The organism is Staphylococcus sp. HMSC055C03, from assembly GCF_001809385.1.
Classification (GTDB): domain Bacteria; phylum Bacillota; class Bacilli; order Staphylococcales; family Staphylococcaceae; genus Staphylococcus; species Staphylococcus simulans.
Window position 1 is genome coordinate 142,419 of sequence record NZ_KV797474.1, and the last position, 18,597, is coordinate 161,015.

General features: G+C 35.9%; 16 protein-coding genes and 1 pseudogene. 8 read left to right on the plus strand and 9 right to left on the minus strand.

Features of this window, described 5'->3' with window-relative positions; all coding sequences use genetic code 11:
- Positions 1 to 154: 154 nt before the first annotated feature.
- The 4 genes from lrgB to HMPREF2603_RS00785 form a co-directional block, all read right to left on the minus strand.
- Complete coding sequence (gene lrgB, locus HMPREF2603_RS00770; RefSeq protein WP_002479765.1) at positions 155 to 856, minus strand: antiholin-like protein LrgB; 702 nt, start codon at positions 854 to 856, stop codon at positions 155 to 157.
- Entirely contained in the window at positions 853 to 1,314 is a 462-nt protein-coding gene (gene lrgA / locus HMPREF2603_RS00775; protein ID WP_002479764.1) for an antiholin-like murein hydrolase modulator LrgA, read from the minus strand. The genes lrgB and lrgA overlap by 4 nt, the downstream gene beginning before the upstream one ends.
- Positions 1,315 to 1,563: 249 nt before the next feature.
- A complete protein-coding gene (locus HMPREF2603_RS00780; RefSeq protein ID WP_060803598.1) occupies positions 1,564 to 2,334 on the minus strand; it encodes a response regulator transcription factor LytR in 771 nt (256 codons plus the stop codon).
- Positions 2,331 to 4,100 carry a sensor histidine kinase gene (locus HMPREF2603_RS00785; RefSeq protein WP_002479762.1) on the minus strand — a complete coding sequence of 590 codons (1,770 nt, stop codon included), beginning with the start codon at positions 4,098 to 4,100 and terminating at the stop codon, positions 2,331 to 2,333. Before HMPREF2603_RS00785 ends, HMPREF2603_RS00780 begins: the two co-directional genes overlap by 4 nt.
- A 245-nt stretch (positions 4,101 to 4,345) precedes the next feature.
- On the opposite strand from HMPREF2603_RS00785, the gene HMPREF2603_RS00790 reads away from it, so the two are divergent.
- Complete coding sequence (locus tag HMPREF2603_RS00790; protein ID WP_002479761.1) at positions 4,346 to 5,740, plus strand: MFS transporter; 1,395 nt, start codon at positions 4,346 to 4,348, stop codon at positions 5,738 to 5,740.
- 147 nt (positions 5,741 to 5,887) lie between these two features.
- Here HMPREF2603_RS00790 and HMPREF2603_RS00795 read toward each other — a convergent pair whose 3' ends face one another.
- A complete protein-coding gene (locus tag HMPREF2603_RS00795; RefSeq protein ID WP_060803599.1) occupies positions 5,888 to 7,408 on the minus strand; it encodes a serine hydrolase domain-containing protein in 1,521 nt (506 codons plus the stop codon).
- A 208-nt stretch (positions 7,409 to 7,616) separates the two neighbouring features.
- Between HMPREF2603_RS00795 and HMPREF2603_RS00800 the strand changes: the two are divergent.
- A pseudogene (locus HMPREF2603_RS00800) lies at positions 7,617 to 9,447 on the plus strand (APC family permease).
- Between the two features lie 83 nt (positions 9,448 to 9,530).
- On the opposite strand, the gene HMPREF2603_RS00805 reads toward HMPREF2603_RS00800, so the two are convergent.
- From HMPREF2603_RS00805 to HMPREF2603_RS00815, 3 genes are all read right to left on the minus strand, one after another.
- Entirely contained in the window at positions 9,531 to 10,916 is a 1,386-nt protein-coding gene (locus HMPREF2603_RS00805) for an amino acid permease (protein ID WP_023015075.1), read from the minus strand.
- A gap of 185 nt (positions 10,917 to 11,101) precedes the next feature.
- Positions 11,102 to 11,728: a C39 family peptidase gene (locus HMPREF2603_RS00810; RefSeq protein ID WP_002479756.1), complete on the minus strand. Its 627-nt coding sequence runs from the start codon at positions 11,726 to 11,728 to the stop codon at positions 11,102 to 11,104.
- 121 nt (positions 11,729 to 11,849) lie between these two features.
- Positions 11,850 to 13,046 carry a putative multidrug effflux MFS transporter TcaB gene (locus HMPREF2603_RS00815; protein WP_060803600.1) on the minus strand — a complete coding sequence of 399 codons (1,197 nt, stop codon included), beginning with the start codon at positions 13,044 to 13,046 and terminating at the stop codon, positions 11,850 to 11,852.
- A gap of 174 nt (positions 13,047 to 13,220) precedes the next feature.
- On the opposite strand from HMPREF2603_RS00815, the gene HMPREF2603_RS00820 reads away from it, so the two are divergent.
- The 3 genes from HMPREF2603_RS00820 (at position 13,221) to HMPREF2603_RS00830 (ending at position 15,626) form a co-directional block, all read left to right on the plus strand.
- Complete coding sequence (locus HMPREF2603_RS00820) at positions 13,221 to 13,601, plus strand: GtrA family protein (RefSeq protein ID WP_002479753.1); 381 nt, start codon at positions 13,221 to 13,223, stop codon at positions 13,599 to 13,601.
- A 205-nt stretch (positions 13,602 to 13,806) separates the two neighbouring features.
- Positions 13,807 to 14,703 carry a cation diffusion facilitator family transporter gene (locus tag HMPREF2603_RS00825; RefSeq protein ID WP_002479752.1) on the plus strand — a complete coding sequence of 299 codons (897 nt, stop codon included), beginning with the start codon at positions 13,807 to 13,809 and terminating at the stop codon, positions 14,701 to 14,703.
- A gap of 236 nt (positions 14,704 to 14,939) precedes the next feature.
- Positions 14,940 to 15,626 (plus strand): 2,3-diphosphoglycerate-dependent phosphoglycerate mutase, encoded by a 687-nt coding sequence (locus tag HMPREF2603_RS00830; RefSeq protein WP_002479750.1) that lies wholly within the window; start codon positions 14,940 to 14,942, stop codon positions 15,624 to 15,626.
- Between the two features lie 318 nt (positions 15,627 to 15,944).
- Here the strand turns inward: HMPREF2603_RS00830 and HMPREF2603_RS13175 are convergent, their stop codons facing one another.
- Positions 15,945 to 16,052, minus strand: a complete 108-nt coding sequence (locus tag HMPREF2603_RS13175) for a putative metal homeostasis protein (RefSeq protein WP_002479749.1) — start codon at positions 16,050 to 16,052, stop codon at positions 15,945 to 15,947.
- 217 nt (positions 16,053 to 16,269) lie between these two features.
- On the opposite strand from HMPREF2603_RS13175, the gene HMPREF2603_RS00835 reads away from it, so the two are divergent.
- From HMPREF2603_RS00835 to HMPREF2603_RS00845, 3 genes are read left to right on the plus strand one after another with little or no spacing between them, the layout of a single operon-like run.
- A complete protein-coding gene (locus HMPREF2603_RS00835; protein ID WP_002479748.1) occupies positions 16,270 to 17,052 on the plus strand; it encodes an amino acid ABC transporter substrate-binding protein in 783 nt (260 codons plus the stop codon).
- Positions 17,036 to 17,770: an amino acid ABC transporter permease gene (locus HMPREF2603_RS00840; RefSeq protein WP_023015074.1), complete on the plus strand. Its 735-nt coding sequence runs from the start codon at positions 17,036 to 17,038 to the stop codon at positions 17,768 to 17,770. The genes HMPREF2603_RS00835 and HMPREF2603_RS00840 overlap by 17 nt, the downstream gene beginning before the upstream one ends.
- Positions 17,767 to 18,498, plus strand: coding sequence for an amino acid ABC transporter ATP-binding protein (locus tag HMPREF2603_RS00845; RefSeq protein WP_002479746.1), 732 nt, complete (start codon positions 17,767 to 17,769; stop codon positions 18,496 to 18,498). The genes HMPREF2603_RS00840 and HMPREF2603_RS00845 overlap by 4 nt, the downstream gene beginning before the upstream one ends.
- Positions 18,499 to 18,597 lie beyond the last annotated feature (99 nt).

The window sequence follows — 18,597 nt, forward strand, 5'->3', positions numbered from 1 at the left end:
GTAAACAGGATACAACTCTTCATAATTGAACATTTAATGAAAACTTTAAATTAAAACGCTTACATTTAATTCATGTTAATAAATCAAAAAAATAGAGACAGGTCATCCTGTCTCTAAACGAATGGAAAATTAAAGCTGTGGTAGGTAAGAGGTCTTACAATAAAATTGTTGCTAAGAAAGGAACGATTGCGACAACGATGACACCCACTAATACAACCGCGATGCTCGCCATTGAAGTTTCTGTTTCACCAAGTTCTTGTGCTGCAGAAACACCGAGTGTATGGCCACTTGTTCCTAACGCTAGTCCACGTGCAATCGGATTATCAATGTGGAAGAAGCGTAATAGTTTATTACCTAATGCATAAATAATGACTGCGTTTAAAATCACTGCTAAAGATGTTAATTCTTTTACGCCGCCGATACCATCTGATACAGGTAATGCGATGGCAGTTGTCGCAGCTTGCGGAATCATTGATGCCACAATACCGCTTCCGAATTGGAATAATTTAGCGAATGCATAGATACCGAAGATTGCGATGACTGTACCTAATGCAATACCGCTGAAAATTTTAACCCAATATTTTTTAAGTACGTCACGTTTTTTATACAACGGAATCGCAAAACAGATAGTTGCAGGTTCTAAGAAGAAGTTGATAATGTCTCCGCCGATTTTATAGTTTTCATAACTGATCCCAGTTACCTTTAAAAACGCAATCCCAAAGACCATACTGACAAATAATGGTGCTAATAAGAAGAAACCATTGGTCTTTTTAAAGAAGTATGTGGCAACTAAGAAAGGAATCACAGATAACAAGATACCAAAATACGGTGTGTTAATGCCTAAATGTTCAATCATACATGATCCTCCGCAACTCTATTGTGATGTTTGACTGAATGTTGTTCAGATTTACGTTTAATAGGTGAACCCTTTACTAATATTTGAGAAACAAATCCAGTACAAAGTAGTAATAAAACAGTTGAAATAATAATCAACAAGATAATTAATATCGGACTCTTGCTTAAAATACCAAGTGAGTTGATGACTGAAATACCAGCCGGTACGAATAGGAAACCGATATTGTTTGTCAGCGCAGTTCCCACGCCTTCAACTTCACCGAGTTTAATGATGCCTGTTGAAAGTGCGATGAACATCAATACTAAACCAATCACTGATGCCGGCATTGGAATAGGGATGAAACTTTCGATAATTTTTGAAATTAATAAAATGATACTGATGACAAGGACTTGATGTAAGAATGAATACGCTTTTGCTGTTTTGCTTGTTTTTTTAACGTTTGCTTGTGCTTTTTCCATCGTGGATTGCCTCCGTTCGTTTCTTTATCTTGTCTCTAGTTTAAGACGAAAAAACGAGATTGTGTGCGTTTTCACGATGAGATGCGAGTATTCGTATGCGAGTTGCACTAATCAGAAGTTGAAATTCAGAGTAATATTTCTAGAATGTAAGCGAAGCAATCTGAGTTGCTGAAAAATAGAATTGAAATACAAAAAAGCCTAGTTTCTTGTAAAGTGGAAACTAGGCTTTTGTCGTTTGATTGATTAGAGTTATTCTAACCCAATAGTTTGTTTAAATACTTTCATATAAGAACGACTGACTTGTACTTTGAGATCATTGGTCATAGTAACTTGATACGTATAATTGAACCAAGGTTCTACAGTTTGAATATGTGCTTTGTTGATAATGGTCGCGCGGTGAATACGAATAAATTGTTTCTCATCTAAACGCTTTGCGTAATTATTCATAGGTTCTGATGTTTCATAATCATGGGTTAATGTATGCAGCGTTGTTCTTTTATTATTTACTGTTAGGGCGATAATATCTTTTTGATTCAACACATAGATACGTTCATCTACTTCAATCGGTAAGACTTCAGGTGCTTTGTCTGTGGATTTTTGTTTCTGCTGTTGATGGTTCGTCACTTCTGATTCAACTTCAGTTTCTGTTTTTGTATGAGTTTGCAGTTGAGCAGCCACGCGGGCAACTGCCGCGTCAATACGCGCTTGTTCAAACGGCTTCAGTATATAATCTGCCGCATTCAGTTCAAAGGCTTTTACCGCAAAGTTGTCATGTGCTGTCGCAAAGATAATATAAGGAGGCTGACGCATTTTCTTAATTTTTTCAGCTAAATCCAATCCGCTTTCATCCATCAGATGAATGTCTAAAAAGATGACATCATACGTATCGTATAATAATTTTTCTAAGGTTTCTGAGATTGTTTCAGCTTCTTCTATTTTGTCGAATTGACCATTTTGTGTCAGTAAGTAATTTAATTCATTACGTGCTAATGGCTCATCATCTACGATTAAAGTTTTCAAATCAATTGACCTCCTTCGTCACTCTGTGTGCGATATGGAATGGCACAACGGACTGTTGTTCCATCTTCATTAGAATTAATTTTCAACATAGACATTGGTCCATATAGACCCGATAATCTCAAATTCAAGTTTTCTAACGCACTGCCTGTACCGCCAGATTCAGAATGTACAATGGCTTTGCCGATATAAGGCATTTTGTTTTTAGGAATGCCCATACCATTATCTTTAACAGTGAGATATAAGTAATGTGCTTCGAGTTTTACTGTAACTTTGACATTGTTGTTAGAACGACGATTTCTAAATGCATGGCGAATAGCGTTTTCGACTAAGACTTGAATGATAAACGGTGGTAAGAGTGCATGTTGTGCTGCTGGATCAATGTCAAAGTCGATGTTGAAGCGGTTAGGGAAGCGTGCTTGTTCTAATGAAAGATAAGCTTCAACTTGTTGTAATTCTTTATCAAGCGTAATGGTGTTATTGCGCGCACCTTGTAAGTTAGAACGGAAGAATTGGCTCAGTTGCAGTAATAAATTACGCGCTTTTTCACTATCAATTCTGACTAAAGCAGAAATTGTATTAATCGCATTAAAGAAGAAATGCGGATTAACTTGCGCTTGTAATGACTTGATTTCAGCGTCTTTTAATAACTTGCTTTGTGTTTCTGCTTGGCCAAGTTCCAGCTGACTTGAGAAAATATTGGCTAGACCTGTGGCTAATTGCTTTTCCACAAAGGTTAATCGATGTGCATCTGTAAAATACAGTTTTAACGTACCGACCACTTTGTCTTTAATATGAAGCGGAATCACTATGGCGGCTTCTAATGGACAATTCGGATGGTGACATCCGATTTCTTCACGTGAATGTGCTTCTTTGATTTTTCCGCTTTGAATCACCGTTTTAGATAAATCTGTAATAATCGCTTTTTGTGGTACATGATGATCACTGCCTGCACCGACATGCGCTAAAATATCATGACGATTGGTAATCGCAACCGCTTGGACTTGCATTAAATCCTTAATGATTTGTGCGGCTTTAAAAGCAGATGCTTCAGTCAAACCTTCTCTGAAGTAAGGCAAAGTTTCATTAGCTAGTTGTAAGACATCATGAGTTTGAACTCCACGCATTTGTTCTTCTTGTTTAATTGTAGAAATAATAATAGATAAGAAAATTGCGGTACCGATACTGTTCATTAAAGTCATTGGAATCGCAATGAAACTCACAAGCGACCAAGCATGACCAGAATGTTCAGCAAACAACAGAATACATGTCATTTGAATGACTTCTAATAACGCACCGACAATGACACCTAAGAAAATAGGAGGGTAGCGTCGTGCTTTTAAATAGTAACGGCCGACATAGCCTGACACAAGCGCAATTAAGATAGAAGATACGAAATATGTAAAAGCATTCGCACCACCGATATAAAATCGATAGATACCTGAGATAATCCCTACAACTAAAGCGACACCAGGTCCGCCGACGAGTCCTGAAACACCGATAGTCAACACACGTGTATTTGCGAGTGAAGTATCAGGAGCTAAATGAGTATAGAGTTGACCTGATAAAATTTGCGAGTCTCTAATCACGACGCCCGTTACGTTAGAGAGCAAAGCAAAGATGACAAACATAATCGCAAGCTGCCATTTCGCACGCCAAGTTTCTCGATGATGCATCAAATTCTTGAAATAATTGAAGTTCATCAAGAGGTAAGCGAGCAAAATAATCAAGCCGACACGTTCGAGTAAAAGCATAAATAAGTTGAGCATTGAAATCACCTGTAATGTTCGAATTTTGTGACAACATAACCATAATTAATTATATTCTATACTATTGATGTAAAGTAACACTTATATTTAAGCGGAATAGCATGTATTTATAGAATTTAAGTTGAAATTGTTGTAAGATATTTCATATATTGAAAATGATAGGTTTAGTTTATATTGCTATTGTAGCATAAGCTAAATCGCTATTTTTTTTCGATTTTTTTGCAGGGGTATAGGAGGAATTAAATATGACAGCAACAAGACCGTTCAAAGGTGACAACAGATTGTTGTTAGGTATCATTCTTGGGGTCATCACATTCTGGCTGTTCGCACAGTCTGTATTGAATGTGGTACCGACACTTCAAGAATCCTTTAGTTCAAATGCAGGAACGATCAATATTGCGGTCAGCTTGACAGCGTTATTCTCTGGTTTGTTCGTTGTGGGGGCCGGAAGTATCGCAGATAAAATCGGGCGTGTCAAGATGACGTATATTGGATTAATCCTCAGTGTCGTGGGCTCACTGTTGATTATTGTTTCCAATTTATCAGCATTATTGATTATCGGTCGAATCATTCAAGGTTTTTCTGCAGCTTGTATTATGCCTGCTACTTTAGCCATTGTTAATGAATATTACCAAGGCAAAGATAGACAAAGAGCATTAAGTTATTGGTCAATCGGTTCATGGGGTGGTTCAGGTATTACGTCATACTTTGGCGGATTAATGGCCACATTCGTAGGTTGGCGTTGGATTTTTATCGTATCTATTATTGTCGCTATTTTAGCGATGATTCTGATACGTCACACACCTGAAACAAAAGCTTCAAGAGATAGTGATGTGCGTAGTCACAAATTTGACGTTGTAGGTTTAGTAGTTTTAGCGATTATGATGTTAAGTTTAAATGTGATTATTACACAAACATCTCACTTCGGATTCTTATCACCATTGATTTTAAGTTTAACTGTTGTGTTTATTGTCTCAGTTATTTTCTTCTTAATTTACGAGAAGAAATTACAGAACCCATTAATTGACTTTGGCTTATTTAAACACAAAGGTTACTCTGGGGCAGTGATTTCAAACTTCGCGTTGAACGCTGTAGCCGGAACTTTAATTGTCGCAAATACGTATTTCCAACAAGGACTCGGATTTACATCTAACCAATCAGGTATGATGAGTATCACATATCTTATCACAGTACTTGTGATGATTCGTGTCGGAGAAAAAATCATGCAGAAACTTGGAGCCAAACGTCCTATGTTATACGGATCGTTATTGAACGCAGCAGGGATGTTACTGATTGCTTTAACATTCTTGCCGACAGGTATTTATGTCGTATCTAGTGTCATCGGCTATCTGCTATTCGGTTTAGGGTTAGGTATGTATGCGACACCATCAACAGACACAGCTGTAACAAGTGCACCAGACAATAAAGTCGGCACTGCATCAGGTATTTATAAAATGGCATCATCATTGGGTAACGCATTTGGTATTGCGATTTCAGGTACGATTTATGCCGTTGTATCTGAGAGTGTCAACTTGCAAGTAGGCGCAATGGCAGGTATCGGTTTTAATATCTTATTAGGCCTTATTGCGTTTGTTACAGTATTATTCTTAGTTCCAAAATCACAAGGCGAAACTTATTAATAAAAAATGTTCCACGCAAAAAAATAATAATGAGAAACGTATGACAGCAGAATAGAAATGAAAAGAAGGAGCAGTACTTGTTGTTTAGTTTATGAGGGAAACTAAACAATGAGAACTGCTCTTTTTTATGTTCAAAAGTATTGAATTTTATAATTTAGGTCGATTTGATTTAAGTAAGATACAACTGTTGAAATAAAGCACACTGAGTATCAATGTGAGTAGACTGCCGAGACCTATCAGTAATACAACAGGTGGAAAGACACTAAAGGCAATAGACCAGCTGGCATCTTTTAATAACCATGAAGGCATAACCCAAGCACTATAAAGCAAGCCGATGATGATAAGTACGGTTAGACTTATTGATAATTTATTTAGCCAACTTGATTTGTTTAAGTGTCTATGTTGTTTAAGAAGATAGCTGTTTCTTATGCAAGCTGCACATAACACAGTGAACATTAAAATAACCCACCATAAAGTAATAGTTAATAACACAAGATTATCTGCTGCTGTTTGATGCAGTGCTGCAAAGTTTTGATAATGTTCAATTTGGTAGAGTAGTGTTTGTGCTAAATCAGGTAAACTAGGCGCATTCAAATTTGCTAAAAGGATGACCGCATTTTGATACTTGGTATCTAAAATAATCATTGATGAATAATTAGGTAATGTACCAGGATGTAAGACTTGATTTGAGTACTGATCAATAAACCAGCCAGCACCATAGCCATTCATATGCGATTTGTCAGGCACATCTGTCAACAGTGTGTGTGATTGTTTAATGAGTGCTTGATTTGAAGCGGATGGTTGTAAGTTCATTTTCACAAAAGGAATCAAATCAGTTGTACTGCTGATTAAGTAAGCGGCAGGTGTATCACCACGGAAATAATCAGGGTTATTTGCTTTAACATCTCTTCCTTCTAATACATAACCTTGTGCTTTTGCGGCTTGCTGCTTATCTGTTTTAAAGAAAGCATGATCCATGTGAAGCGGTTTAAGAAAATGCTTATGCATATAATCTTCATATGAAGTGTCTGTCACTTCTTGTATAACTAAGCCTAAGATATTGTAATTCATATTAGCATAGTTAAAAGAATCGCCTGGTTTGCTTCTTAAAGCCTCATAATTCAAACTTTCTACACGTCCCTTTAAGTTATCTTTCTTTGTTGGCACTTCACCTTCTTGATCTGGTGACATTTGATCATCAATACCGCTGGTTTGAGCGAGTAACATCTTTAAAGTGATATCTTGTTCATGTCCTTGATAGGTTAAATGAAGCCAAGGTAAATAATTTGAGACAGGCGCCTCTAATTTAACTTTGCCTTGCTTAGCAAGTTCTAAAATAGCTAAGCCTGTGAAAGCTTTTGTATTAGATGCGATTTCATAACGTGTCTGCGCATCAGCTAACGTATGTTGTTTGAGATTGGCATACCCATAGCCTTTATTTAAAGCGACTTCGTTACGTTTAATGAGCGCAACACTTAATCCAGATATGTGATCTTCCTTCATGGTTTTTTCAATACGATGATCGACCAATTGATTTAATGTCTGGTGTTTAAAATGTTTTACTGAATACTTTGTATAAGAAAATACCAAGCTATAACTTATACTTAAAAATAAAACAGAGGTAATAACTAAAAGTAATATGTAAGAGTAAATGGATTTTGTTTTCACAATGTGTGTGCTCCTGTAAGTTTAGTTTTTATTATTATAGCACGGGGTTTGATTCATGTGAGAGGTGAGAAATATTTGTGAACAGTTTATAAAAATGTAGGTAAAATGTGAAAGTTCTATGTAATTTAAATAAATTGACTGTACTTTTCTAAAGAATAGGAGTATGTTTTTGCCATTCAAAACATGAAGAGTCTAGAGGTCCTTAGATATGAATATAAAACAAATAAAACACATATTGATCGGAACACCTAAACGTAACAGGGAGTTATCGAGTGAAAAAATAAGTAAGGTCAAAGCTTTAGCTATCTTATCTTCAGATGCGTTATCATCTGTTGCCTATGGTCCAGAACAGATTTTATTAACATTGACTGCACTTAGTGTTTTGGCGACATGGTATACCTTACCGATAACCGCAGGTATTTTAGTCTTATTAGTTGCTTTAGTTTTGTCTTATAGACAAGTGATATATGCATACCCTCATGGGAGGCGGCGCATATATTGTCACGAAATATAATTTAGGAGAAAAGTTATCATTGTTGGCTGGCGGTGCACTGTTAGTAGATTATACATTAACGGTCGCAGTTAGTATTTCTTCAGGAGCAGATGCTTTTATCGCTGCGTTTCCTGCTTTATATCACCATAAAGTATTGATAGCTTGTCTGCTTGTCATCATTATTTTGATTTTGAATTTAAGAGGAGTGACAGACTCTGCGACAGTATTGTCATTTCCAGTTTACTTATTCATTTTCGGAATGTTGATATTGATTGGGTATGGTGCATTTAAAGTAGTGACCGGTCAAACGACACCAGAAGTTCACGCGTCTATTGGTACAGCGGTACCTGGAGTAACGTTATTTTTATTACTACGTGCTTTTTCTTCAGGGGCATCGTCATTAACTGGTATTGAAGCAATATCGAATGCGGTGATGGATTTTAAAGATCCGGCACCTAAAAACGCCGTCAAAACGTTGATTGCGATGGGAACTATCCTCGCGTTTATGTTAGTAGGTATTGTTGGTTTATCGTATTGGTATGGTATTGTACCGAAACTTCAAACTACAGTACTTTCACAACTTGCGGCACATGTATTCGGACAAAATGTTGCCTTTTACTTTATTCAAGCATCTACAGTATGTATTTTGATTTTAGCTGCGAATACAGGGTTCACCGCCTTTCCATTGCTTGCGGCGAATATGGCACAAGATAAATACATGCCACATATGTTTACAGTCAGAGGTGATCGTTTAGGTTACTCAAACTCTATGATTATCCTAGGCGGTGTTGCGATTGTATTGATTATGTTATTTAAAGGACGTACCGACAGTTTAATTCCTTTATATGCGACAGGTGTCTTCATTCCATTTACACTTGCGCAATACGGTATGGTCGTAAAGTGGGTTAAAGAACGTCCGAAAGGTTGGTTCTTTAAATTAATCGCTAACGCAATCGGCGGTACTATCACACTCGTAGTCTTTATGATTTTTCTGATTACAAAGTTCTCACAAGTATGGCCGATATTAATTTTCTTGCCTTTAGTTGTAATGGGATTATTACGTATTCGTACGCATTATCACAATATTGCTGAAGAGTTGCGAACAGACAATTTCTTTAAAGCGATGCGTCATGTTGATAAAAATTTAGCCTTGATACCAGTCAGTTCGGTATCTTCTATCGTAGATAAATCTATTGCCTACGCCAAAATGACATCTGATCACATTATTGCGGTTCATGTATCGTTTGATGAACATCAAGATCAAAAGATGCTAGAGAAATGGCAAGCACGTTATCCCAATATTCGTTTGGTCATGTTACATTCGCAATATCGCAGTGTAGTTAAACCCTTAGCACGCTTTATTGATAAAATTCGAAGCAAAGCTGAAAATGATCGCTTTGTGATTACCGTTATTGTCCCTCAGTTTATTACGAATAAAACATGGCAGAACTTACTGCATAACCAAACAGGTATTTTATTAAGATGGACATTGTTTTATCAAAAAAATTGTATCTTAGCCATGATTCCTTTGAAATTGAAGAAATAAGTTGTTGGGTGCATGGTATATAAAGAGGGAAGCGACTATAAAACGAAAGCCAAGAACACTGACGTTCTTGGCTTTTTTGAGCTTTATTCTTTTGTTTCACGCATTTTTGCGACATTCGCATGTGCGTTGTGTTTATATTTCTGATAGAAAATAATGACGATAATAAACCAAATCGGTGATACAAATAGTGCATTTCTTGTTTCTTCTGTAAAGAATAATAGTACATAGGCAAACAAGAAGAAGAGTAATACAACAATACCGGCATATGGACCACCTGGTAATTTAAAGTCATTCGTTTTATGTTCCTGCTTGTTTTTAAAGGCATAAATAATGTATGAAATGATAATCAATGTCCAAACAAATAAGTAAAGTACGGTTGATAGTGTTGTGACATAGATAAATAACTGTACTGCATTAGGGAAGACATAGTTCAATAATGCTGCGAACAGTAATAAAATTGATGAAATCAACATTGAAATATGCGGTACACCACGATGGTTGACTTTACCTAATGCTTTAGGACCTAAGCCTTGTTCAGCTAAACCGAATAAAATACGGCTGTTTGAATAAATACCACTGTTAGTAGCTGACGCTGCAGCTGTAATAACTACAAAGTTCACAAGACTTGCGGCGAATGGAATACCAATCAAGCCGAAAACTTTAACGAATGGACTTGAGTTTTCACTTAAAGTATTCCAAGGAACTACAGATGTGATAATGATTAATGAACCGACATAGAATAATAAGATACGAATCGGTACATTATTAATGGCTTTCGGAATCGTATTAGCACGGTCTTTCGTTTCACCGGCAGTTACACCGATCAATTCTATACCAATAAATGAATAGATTGCCATTTGGAAAGCCATTAAGAAGCCGAAAGCACCATTAGGGAATAATCCGCCATGACTGACTAAGTTTGAAAAGCTTGCTGTACCATGTTCAGTTTTTACTGACATGAAAATTAATACTAGTCCTACTACAATCAATGCGATGATAGTTATAATCTTAATTAAAGCAAACCAGAATTCTAGTTCACCAAACAATTTTGCGCCTAACAAGTTGAATGAAATTAAGATTAATACCACGAACAGCACTGAAATCCAGTTAGGAACATCAGGCAGCCAATATGAAATATATTGACCGATAGCTGTTAAGTCAGACATGCTTGATGCAATCCAACAAAACCAGTAGGTCCATCCAATCACAAAACCGCCGAATGGTCCTAGATATTCATTAGCAATATCTACAAATGAATTAAAACGTGTGTTGCTTAAAAGTAACTCGCCCAGTCCGCGCATAAACGCAAATAAAAACATCCCAATGATGATATAAGCGATGAAAATACTCGGACCTGTTAATTTAATCGTTTGGCCAGATCCTAAAAAGAGACCTGTACCAATTGCCCCACCAATCGCGATTAACTGTATATGCCTATTGCTGAGGTCTTTTTGTAATTTCTGTCCCAAAATTTTTGCACCCTTTCGGATTTGTATATGACAAAGGGGTTGACGTTAAATGATGTTAATAATGATATAAAAAATTTCAGGACATTGCAATTGTTAATGTATAAATATAAAAAACTTTTATGAAGTACATAATTTAAAACTATCAAAAATTTTGTTATTTTTTAGCTGGTTTGGGTAAGCATTTTCTATAAATTTTCTGTGGCTTCTGTCGCATGATATAAACAAAGACGACCGGCTGAGTCATAGCTTTGACGCATTTTATCTTTCGGGATTTGAATCACTTGATAACGTGAAGGGATCAAAGCCGGAACATAGAGTTTACGACCAAATTGTGCCCATAATGGATCAATATAAAAATAGTTGTTTTGGTCATATCCGATTAATAAGGTGATATGAATGTTTGAGACCCATTCTTTACGTGTGTCATCGACTCTGAACGTTCGACGCTGCGGTTTTTGGCCCAGTACTGTGTGATAAATCAACACAGGTTGACCTGCATCGATAATACGTTCAAGTTCAGCTAATGATTTACCAGTACCATCTTTAATACGTGTGTCGTATTGTTTCAAGTAGGGAACAAATGCATTTGGGAAAATCGTTTGATGTGCACCCGGTTTAATCATTAAGAAATGACCGACGTAGCCTTTATTCGGATTGCTTGGATGTGTCGGCCAACGCTTCATTAAAGAAATAGGGTGGACAAATATATGATTATAATCCAGCAGCATAGATGCGGCAGTGCCTTCACAGCCCATGACCATAGGAATTGGAGAGAGCTGACTTTTTGGTTTAACATTTAGTATTTTCTTCATTTTTGATAACTCCCCATCGTTCATCATTACTCTTATTATAAAAGTTGTACATGACTGAGTATATTACTTTGTCTCAGAAAATATAAAAAAGAGCGAGACTGTTGTCTCACTCTCATTCATGTTATTTAACTTGAATTAATTTGTGTAACCAAACGTTTAAGACGATGACTAACACACTAGTGATTAAGATAATCACAATAAATGGACCGACGCTTGTACCACCTTGAATACCAACTAATGGTGCGATAATACCGCCGATGATAAATTGGAATAAACCAAGTAAACTTGAAGCATTACCGCTTCCCCCAGAACGTTCTTCAATCGCTAAAGAGAAACCAAGCGGTCCAATACCTGTTACCGGCCATACCATAATAAAGAAAGAAGCTAATAATAACGGTAATGGTAAATGGAAACCAGTTGTGATGACCACAAGGATCACACCAAATACTTGAATACCTGTTAAGATATGCAGCAATTTCTCTCTTTCAATATACTTCACCGCAAATGCGGTAATTTGACTCATCGCAATTAATCCAATACCAATTACCGCATACATCCAACCGAATGCTTGAGGTGACATATGGTAAATTTTTTGTGTGATGAAAGGTGAAGCGGCTGCGAAACTGAAAAGCATCACGTAAGTAAAGCCTTGCATCAACATTGGAATGACGAAACGTGCTTTGCTTAATAAGTGACCGAAGTCTTTAAAAATTGCGCCGAAATTTAAGCGTACATTTGCCGTATCACGTGTTTCTTCCATCTTAATAAATGCGATTGAGAAAATCACTAATGAAATCAGTGTTAATGCCGCAAAAATCATTTTCCATGATGTAAATGCTAAGGTATAACCGCCGATTAATGGTGCAATAATCGTAATAATACCATTAACCACAAGCAAAGTTGCAATCATTTGCGTTAAGCTTGCACCTTCATATTGGTCACTGACAGTTGCTCTTGCCATTACAATTGCGCCGCCTCCAAGTAACCCTTGAATAAAACGTAAGACTAAGAAGACATTAATAGATGACACAAAGACACAAGCTAAAGAGACAACCGCAATACCGATTAAAATCGATAACACTGTTTTCTTACGTCCATAAACATCAGAGAGTGGACCGAAAACAAATTGTCCTAGTGCCATACCGATCATGACAAAGGATAAAGTAAGTTGTGATGTTGAAGTAGAAACACCGAAATCATCCCGCACTTGAGGAAGAGCAGGGTTATACATGTCTACCAACATCGGACCGAAAGCGGTCATAGCTCCTAAAACTATAATCATAATAATAGGGAGCCGTGATTGTTCAGTTTTGACCATTTGAGATAACTCCTATTCTGTTAATCAATTATTATGGTTAATTGTAACGTAAATCAGCGGCTTGTGTGTATATTTTTTTCAGTGCGACAGAAAATAAGTGAAATGCAGAATTTAGAAGTGCTATAATAACGTTGAATTATCGATTTTTAGAAGAAAAGTGATGGTGCACGATAGATGAAGTTAACACAAACACATTTTGAAATTATCAAATTTATTATAGTAGGCGGTATTAATACCTTCAATTATTACATTGTATATTTATTATTGTTGAAAGTGATAGGTATCAATTATCTTGTCAGCCATATTACAGGTTTTGTAGTCAGTTTCATTATTTCGTACTATTTGAATTGTTATTTTGTGTATAAAGTCAAACCGACATGGCGCAAATTTATTCAATTTCCTTTAACGCAAGTTGTAAATATGGGCATGCAGACGGTTTTGCTCTATGTCTTTGTACAATGGTTTCACATTTCATCAGTGATTGCACCTTTTGCAGGATTAATCATTACCATTCCTGTAACATTTGTATTATCTAAATACATATTAAGAGACTAATACGAAGCAAGATAAGATTCATTTTAATAAAGGGCTTATCTTGTTTTTTTAGTCTCAACTCAAGGTTTCGTTTTAATTAATATTTAGGTTAGGCTAACTAAAAAATTAGCACAAGAAATTAAAAAATAATTAAAAATAAAAAAATTGAAAGTGGTTATGAAATACCGCATACTAAACATGAATTAAAGAAAAGGTGGGACATTCCATGTCGCAAACACTTAATTTACAACGCGCACAAAAAGGTGCGTATTTAAGTTTAGTAACCTATATTGTACTATCTATTGTTAAATATGTTGTAGGTACGTTGTATCATTCTGCGGCAGTCAGAGCCGATGCATTAAACAATATGACTGATATTTTAGTTTCAATTGCGGTTATTGTCGGTTTGAAAATTTCAATCAAACCTGCTGATCGTAATCATCCTTATGGTCATTTAAAATCAGAAAACATTGCTTCATTACTTGTTTCGTTCATTATTATGTTCGTCGGGGTTCAAGTTATGATGCAAAACTTCCCGCGTTTGTTTTTAAATGATTATCATACACCGACACCGATTACGATTATTGTCAGTATTGTCAGTGGGTTTGTCATGCTTGGTGTGTCTTACTATAATTTCCGTTTAGCAAAACAAACCAAAAGCCGCTCACTCCATTCTTCGGCAGTAGACAACATGTCTGACAGTATTGTCAGTTTAGGAACTGGTATCGGCTTGATATTTACACAATTCGGTTTACCGATTGTCGATATTATTCTCGCAACGATTTTAGGTGCGTTAATCGTTTATACAGGCTTTTCTATTTTCAGAGAAGCAATCTTCACATTAAGTGATGGATTTAATGAACGTGACTTAGAAAATTATCGTCAAGATGTATTAGAAGTGTCAGATGTCATTGCGGTCAACAGTATTAAAGGACGTTATCACGGCAGCAGTGTATTCGTGGATGTGACCATTGCGGTAGAACCAGACTTAACATTACAAGAAGCGCATGCTATTTGTGACCGAGTTGAAACACATATGCATAGTAAAGGTGTATCTTCGGTTTACGTACATCCAGAACCATATCATCCTGAAGAAGAATCTCATGAAGTGCATCATTCATAAATAGGGTAAACAGTACTTAAGCCATTGCTTAGGTGCTGTTTTTATTTGAAGAGATTTAACATCAAGCGACATACGTTCATCATTTTGTTTTTATAGAGTAAAAATGTGACAAATTTTCTATCTTTTCATTTTAAGCTAAAAATTATGAGATGTTGTATAAAAAAGTGGTAAAATATGAGATGAAAAGTGATGTATATCAAATTGAGCGCTTTTCTTAGAAGAAAGGAAGGGTATATATGCCTCAATTAATATTATGCCGACATGGTCAAAGTATTTGGAACGCAGAAAATTTATTTACTGGATGGACAGATGTTGATTTATCTGACCAAGGTAAAGAAGAAGCAACGACTTCAGGTGATCGCTTAAAAGCAGAAGGAATCAAAATTGATGTTGCCTTCACATCCGTATTAAAAAGAGCTATCAAAACAACTTACTATTTACTTGAACGCTCTGATCAATTATTTATTCCAGTTCATAAAACTTGGAGATTAAATGAAAGACACTACGGTGGATTACAAGGTTTAAACAAAGATGCTGCACGTCAAGAATTCGGTGAAGAACAAGTGCATATTTGGCGTCGTTCTTATGACATCGCACCTCCAGAAGCTACAGCAGAACAACGTGAAGCAGATTTAGCTGATCGTAAATACAGTGATTTAGATGCACGTGTTGTACCGACTTCAGAAAGTTTAAAAGATACATTAACACGCGTTATTCCTTATTGGGATGATCAAATTGCACCTGAACTTTTAACTGGTAAAACAGTATTAGTTTCAGCACACGGTAACTCATTACGTGCGTTAATCAAACATATTGAAGGGGTATCTGATGAAGATATCGTAGGTTATGAAATTAAAACAGGTTCACCTTTAATCTATGAATTAGATGACAACTTGAACTTTGTTTCTAAAAGATATTTATAAAGCAATAGATGAATCATGAAAGAGCAGCGGTTATTTTACCGCTGTTTTTTTTCATATATGTAAAAAAGCCTGAGCAACCTTGGAAGTAGGGTGCTCAGGCTATAATTTTGCAAATGACCAATCGCGTTTAATAGACTACAACTATTAATTGTCTAGGAATAAAAAGTTAAGGGAATGTTTTTTGAAATACTGTTTATATCCAGCTGCAGAGGTGTGCTTAATGGGTAGAGCACAAATAAGTGTTTGTGAAAAACGTCTTGGACATAAAATCTGTGAAAATTAATGTTAAAGGATCATTTGCAAAGTATATGGAAAACGTTATTTATTATTACGTTTATGTGCCTTGATAATCTTTAACGCACGTTTACGCGTTTTGATATTCGGGCTACTTAAATTACGTCTTGCTGTTGCTAAATCTTGTTTCATTTTCTTTCGCCTCCTAATCGTATTTCCTATTATGCATGAAAAATACATGTTTGTAAATAGGAATGATTACGATTTATAAAATTAATTGAGAAACGTTCTCAATATCGTCACATTTTAAATCGGTTAAGTCTGAGTAATTTGTATTGACGGAAGTTATGACTTGACTTAAAATATTAAGTATTCCGATTAGATTGATAAGGATAAAAGGAGAAATGTTATGAAGAAAATTTTGTTAGCAGTATTCACACTAGTTATTGCGGTGGCACTCGCAGCATGTGGCAATGGTTCAAATGATAAAAAGTCATCAGATAAAGATGATAAAACATTTGTAGTTGGGACAGAAGGTACATATGCACCTTTTACTTTCCATGATAAAGAAGGTAAGCTGACTGGCTATGATATTGATGTTACAAAAGCAGTAGCGAAAGAAATGGGTTATAAAGTTAAATTTAAAGAAACACAATGGGACTCAATGTTTGCTGGACTAGATTCAGGTCGTTTTGATGTGATCGCAAACCAAGTCGGTATTAATAAAGAAAGAGAACAAAAATATAAATTCTCGAAACCATACACATTCTCTAAAGGTGTTTTGGTTGTGAACAAAGATAATACAGACATCAAAAGTTTTGATGATGTCAAAGGTAAGAAAATGGCACAAACATTCACATCTAACTTCGGTGAGTTAGCGAAGAAAAAAGGTGCTGAATTAGTAAAAGTAGATGGTTTTAACCAATCTGTAGATTTGATTCAGTCTCATCGTGCAGACGGTACATTTAACGATAATTTATCTTACTTAGACTATATTAAGCAAAAACCTAATGCGAAAATTAAAGTGATTGAAGGCAATGCAGAAAAAAGTAAAACAGCATTCACGTTCTCTAAGAAAACAGATGACAAAACAATTAAAGAAGTTAACAAAGCTTTAGATAAATTAGAGAAAAATGGTGAGTTAGCTAAAATAGGTAAGAAATGGTTTGGTCAAGATGTTTCTAAACCTTAATGCGATTGTGCTAAATGACCAGCAGCAACACGCATGGGACGCAGCACAACAAGCATTCTTGCCGATGCTTGGCGGTTTATTAAAATATTCTATTCCCATTACGCTGGTAACGTTTGTATTAGGTTTACTTATCGCATTATTTACAGCTTTAATGCGTATTTCTACAAGTAAGATATTGCGTAGTATTGCACGTGTTTATGTTTCAATTATTCGAGGCACACCGATGATTGTACAACTCTTTATCATATTCTATGGTTTGCCGGAACTTGGCAGATTGATTACGAATAATCCAGATACCCAGTGGACACTGCCTTCAGTTGTGGCTGCGATTATAGGATTATCTTTAAATGTAGGTGCTTATGCATCTGAGATAATTCGTGGTGGTATTATGTCTATTCCGAAAGGTCAGACAGAAGCGGCATATTCAATTGGTATGAATTACAGTCAAACAATCAGACGTATTATTTTGCCTCAAGCAATCAGAGTGTCGGTACCGTCATTAGGTAATACTTTCTTAAATTTATTGAAAGATACATCATTAGTTGGGTTTATCTTAGTAGCTGAAATGTTCAGAAAAGCACAAGAAGTTGCATCAACAACTTATGAATATTTAACAATTTATATTCTGGTTGCTTTAATGTACTGGGTAGTATGTTTTATTATCTCAGTGATTCAGTCATACTATGAAGCTTACTTAGAAAGAGGGTATCGCGCATGATTGAATTAAAAGGAATCAAAAAGGCATTTGGAGATAAAACAGTGATTAAAGGTGTCGACTTAGAAGTCGCTGAAGGTGAAGTTGTAACATTAATCGGACGTTCTGGTTCAGGAAAGACAACTTTATTACGTATGATGAATGCGCTCGAATTACCGACAGAAGGTCAAGTCTTTGTAAATGGTGAAACTTATACGAATGAGGATAAGAAATCACAAATTCGTGTACGTAAACAATCTGGCATGGTATTCCAAAACTATAATTTATTCCCCCATAAAACAGCAGTTGAAAATGTCATGGAAGGCTTGATTGTCGTAAAGAAAATGGCTAAAAGTGAAGCGAAAGCCCGTGCTGAACACTTACTAGAAAAAGTGGGTTTGACGCATGTGAAAGATCAGTATCCTATTGCTTTATCTGGTGGTCAACAACAACGTGTGGCGATTGCGAGAGCATTAGCGATGAACCCTAAAGTGATGTTGTTTGATGAACCGACTTCAGCACTGGATCCAGAGTTAGTGGTTGAAGTCTTACGTGTTATCAAAGAACTTGCTCAAGAAGGTATGACGATGGTTATCGTCACGCATGAAATGAGATTTGCGAAGGAAGTCTCAGATAAAACTGTCTTTATCAATGAAGGTCAGATTGGTGAACAAGGTCCTCCATCTGAGTTGTTTGAACATCCTAAAACAGAAGCATTACAACGCTTCTTAAATGTAATTCAAGAACAATAATAATAGGAAGTCTTCGGTTAATTCATAATCGAAGGCTTTTTATTTTTATTTAAGTCGTTTCAAACTAGAAAGGTGATGCTTTCAGGTGTATGATGAGGT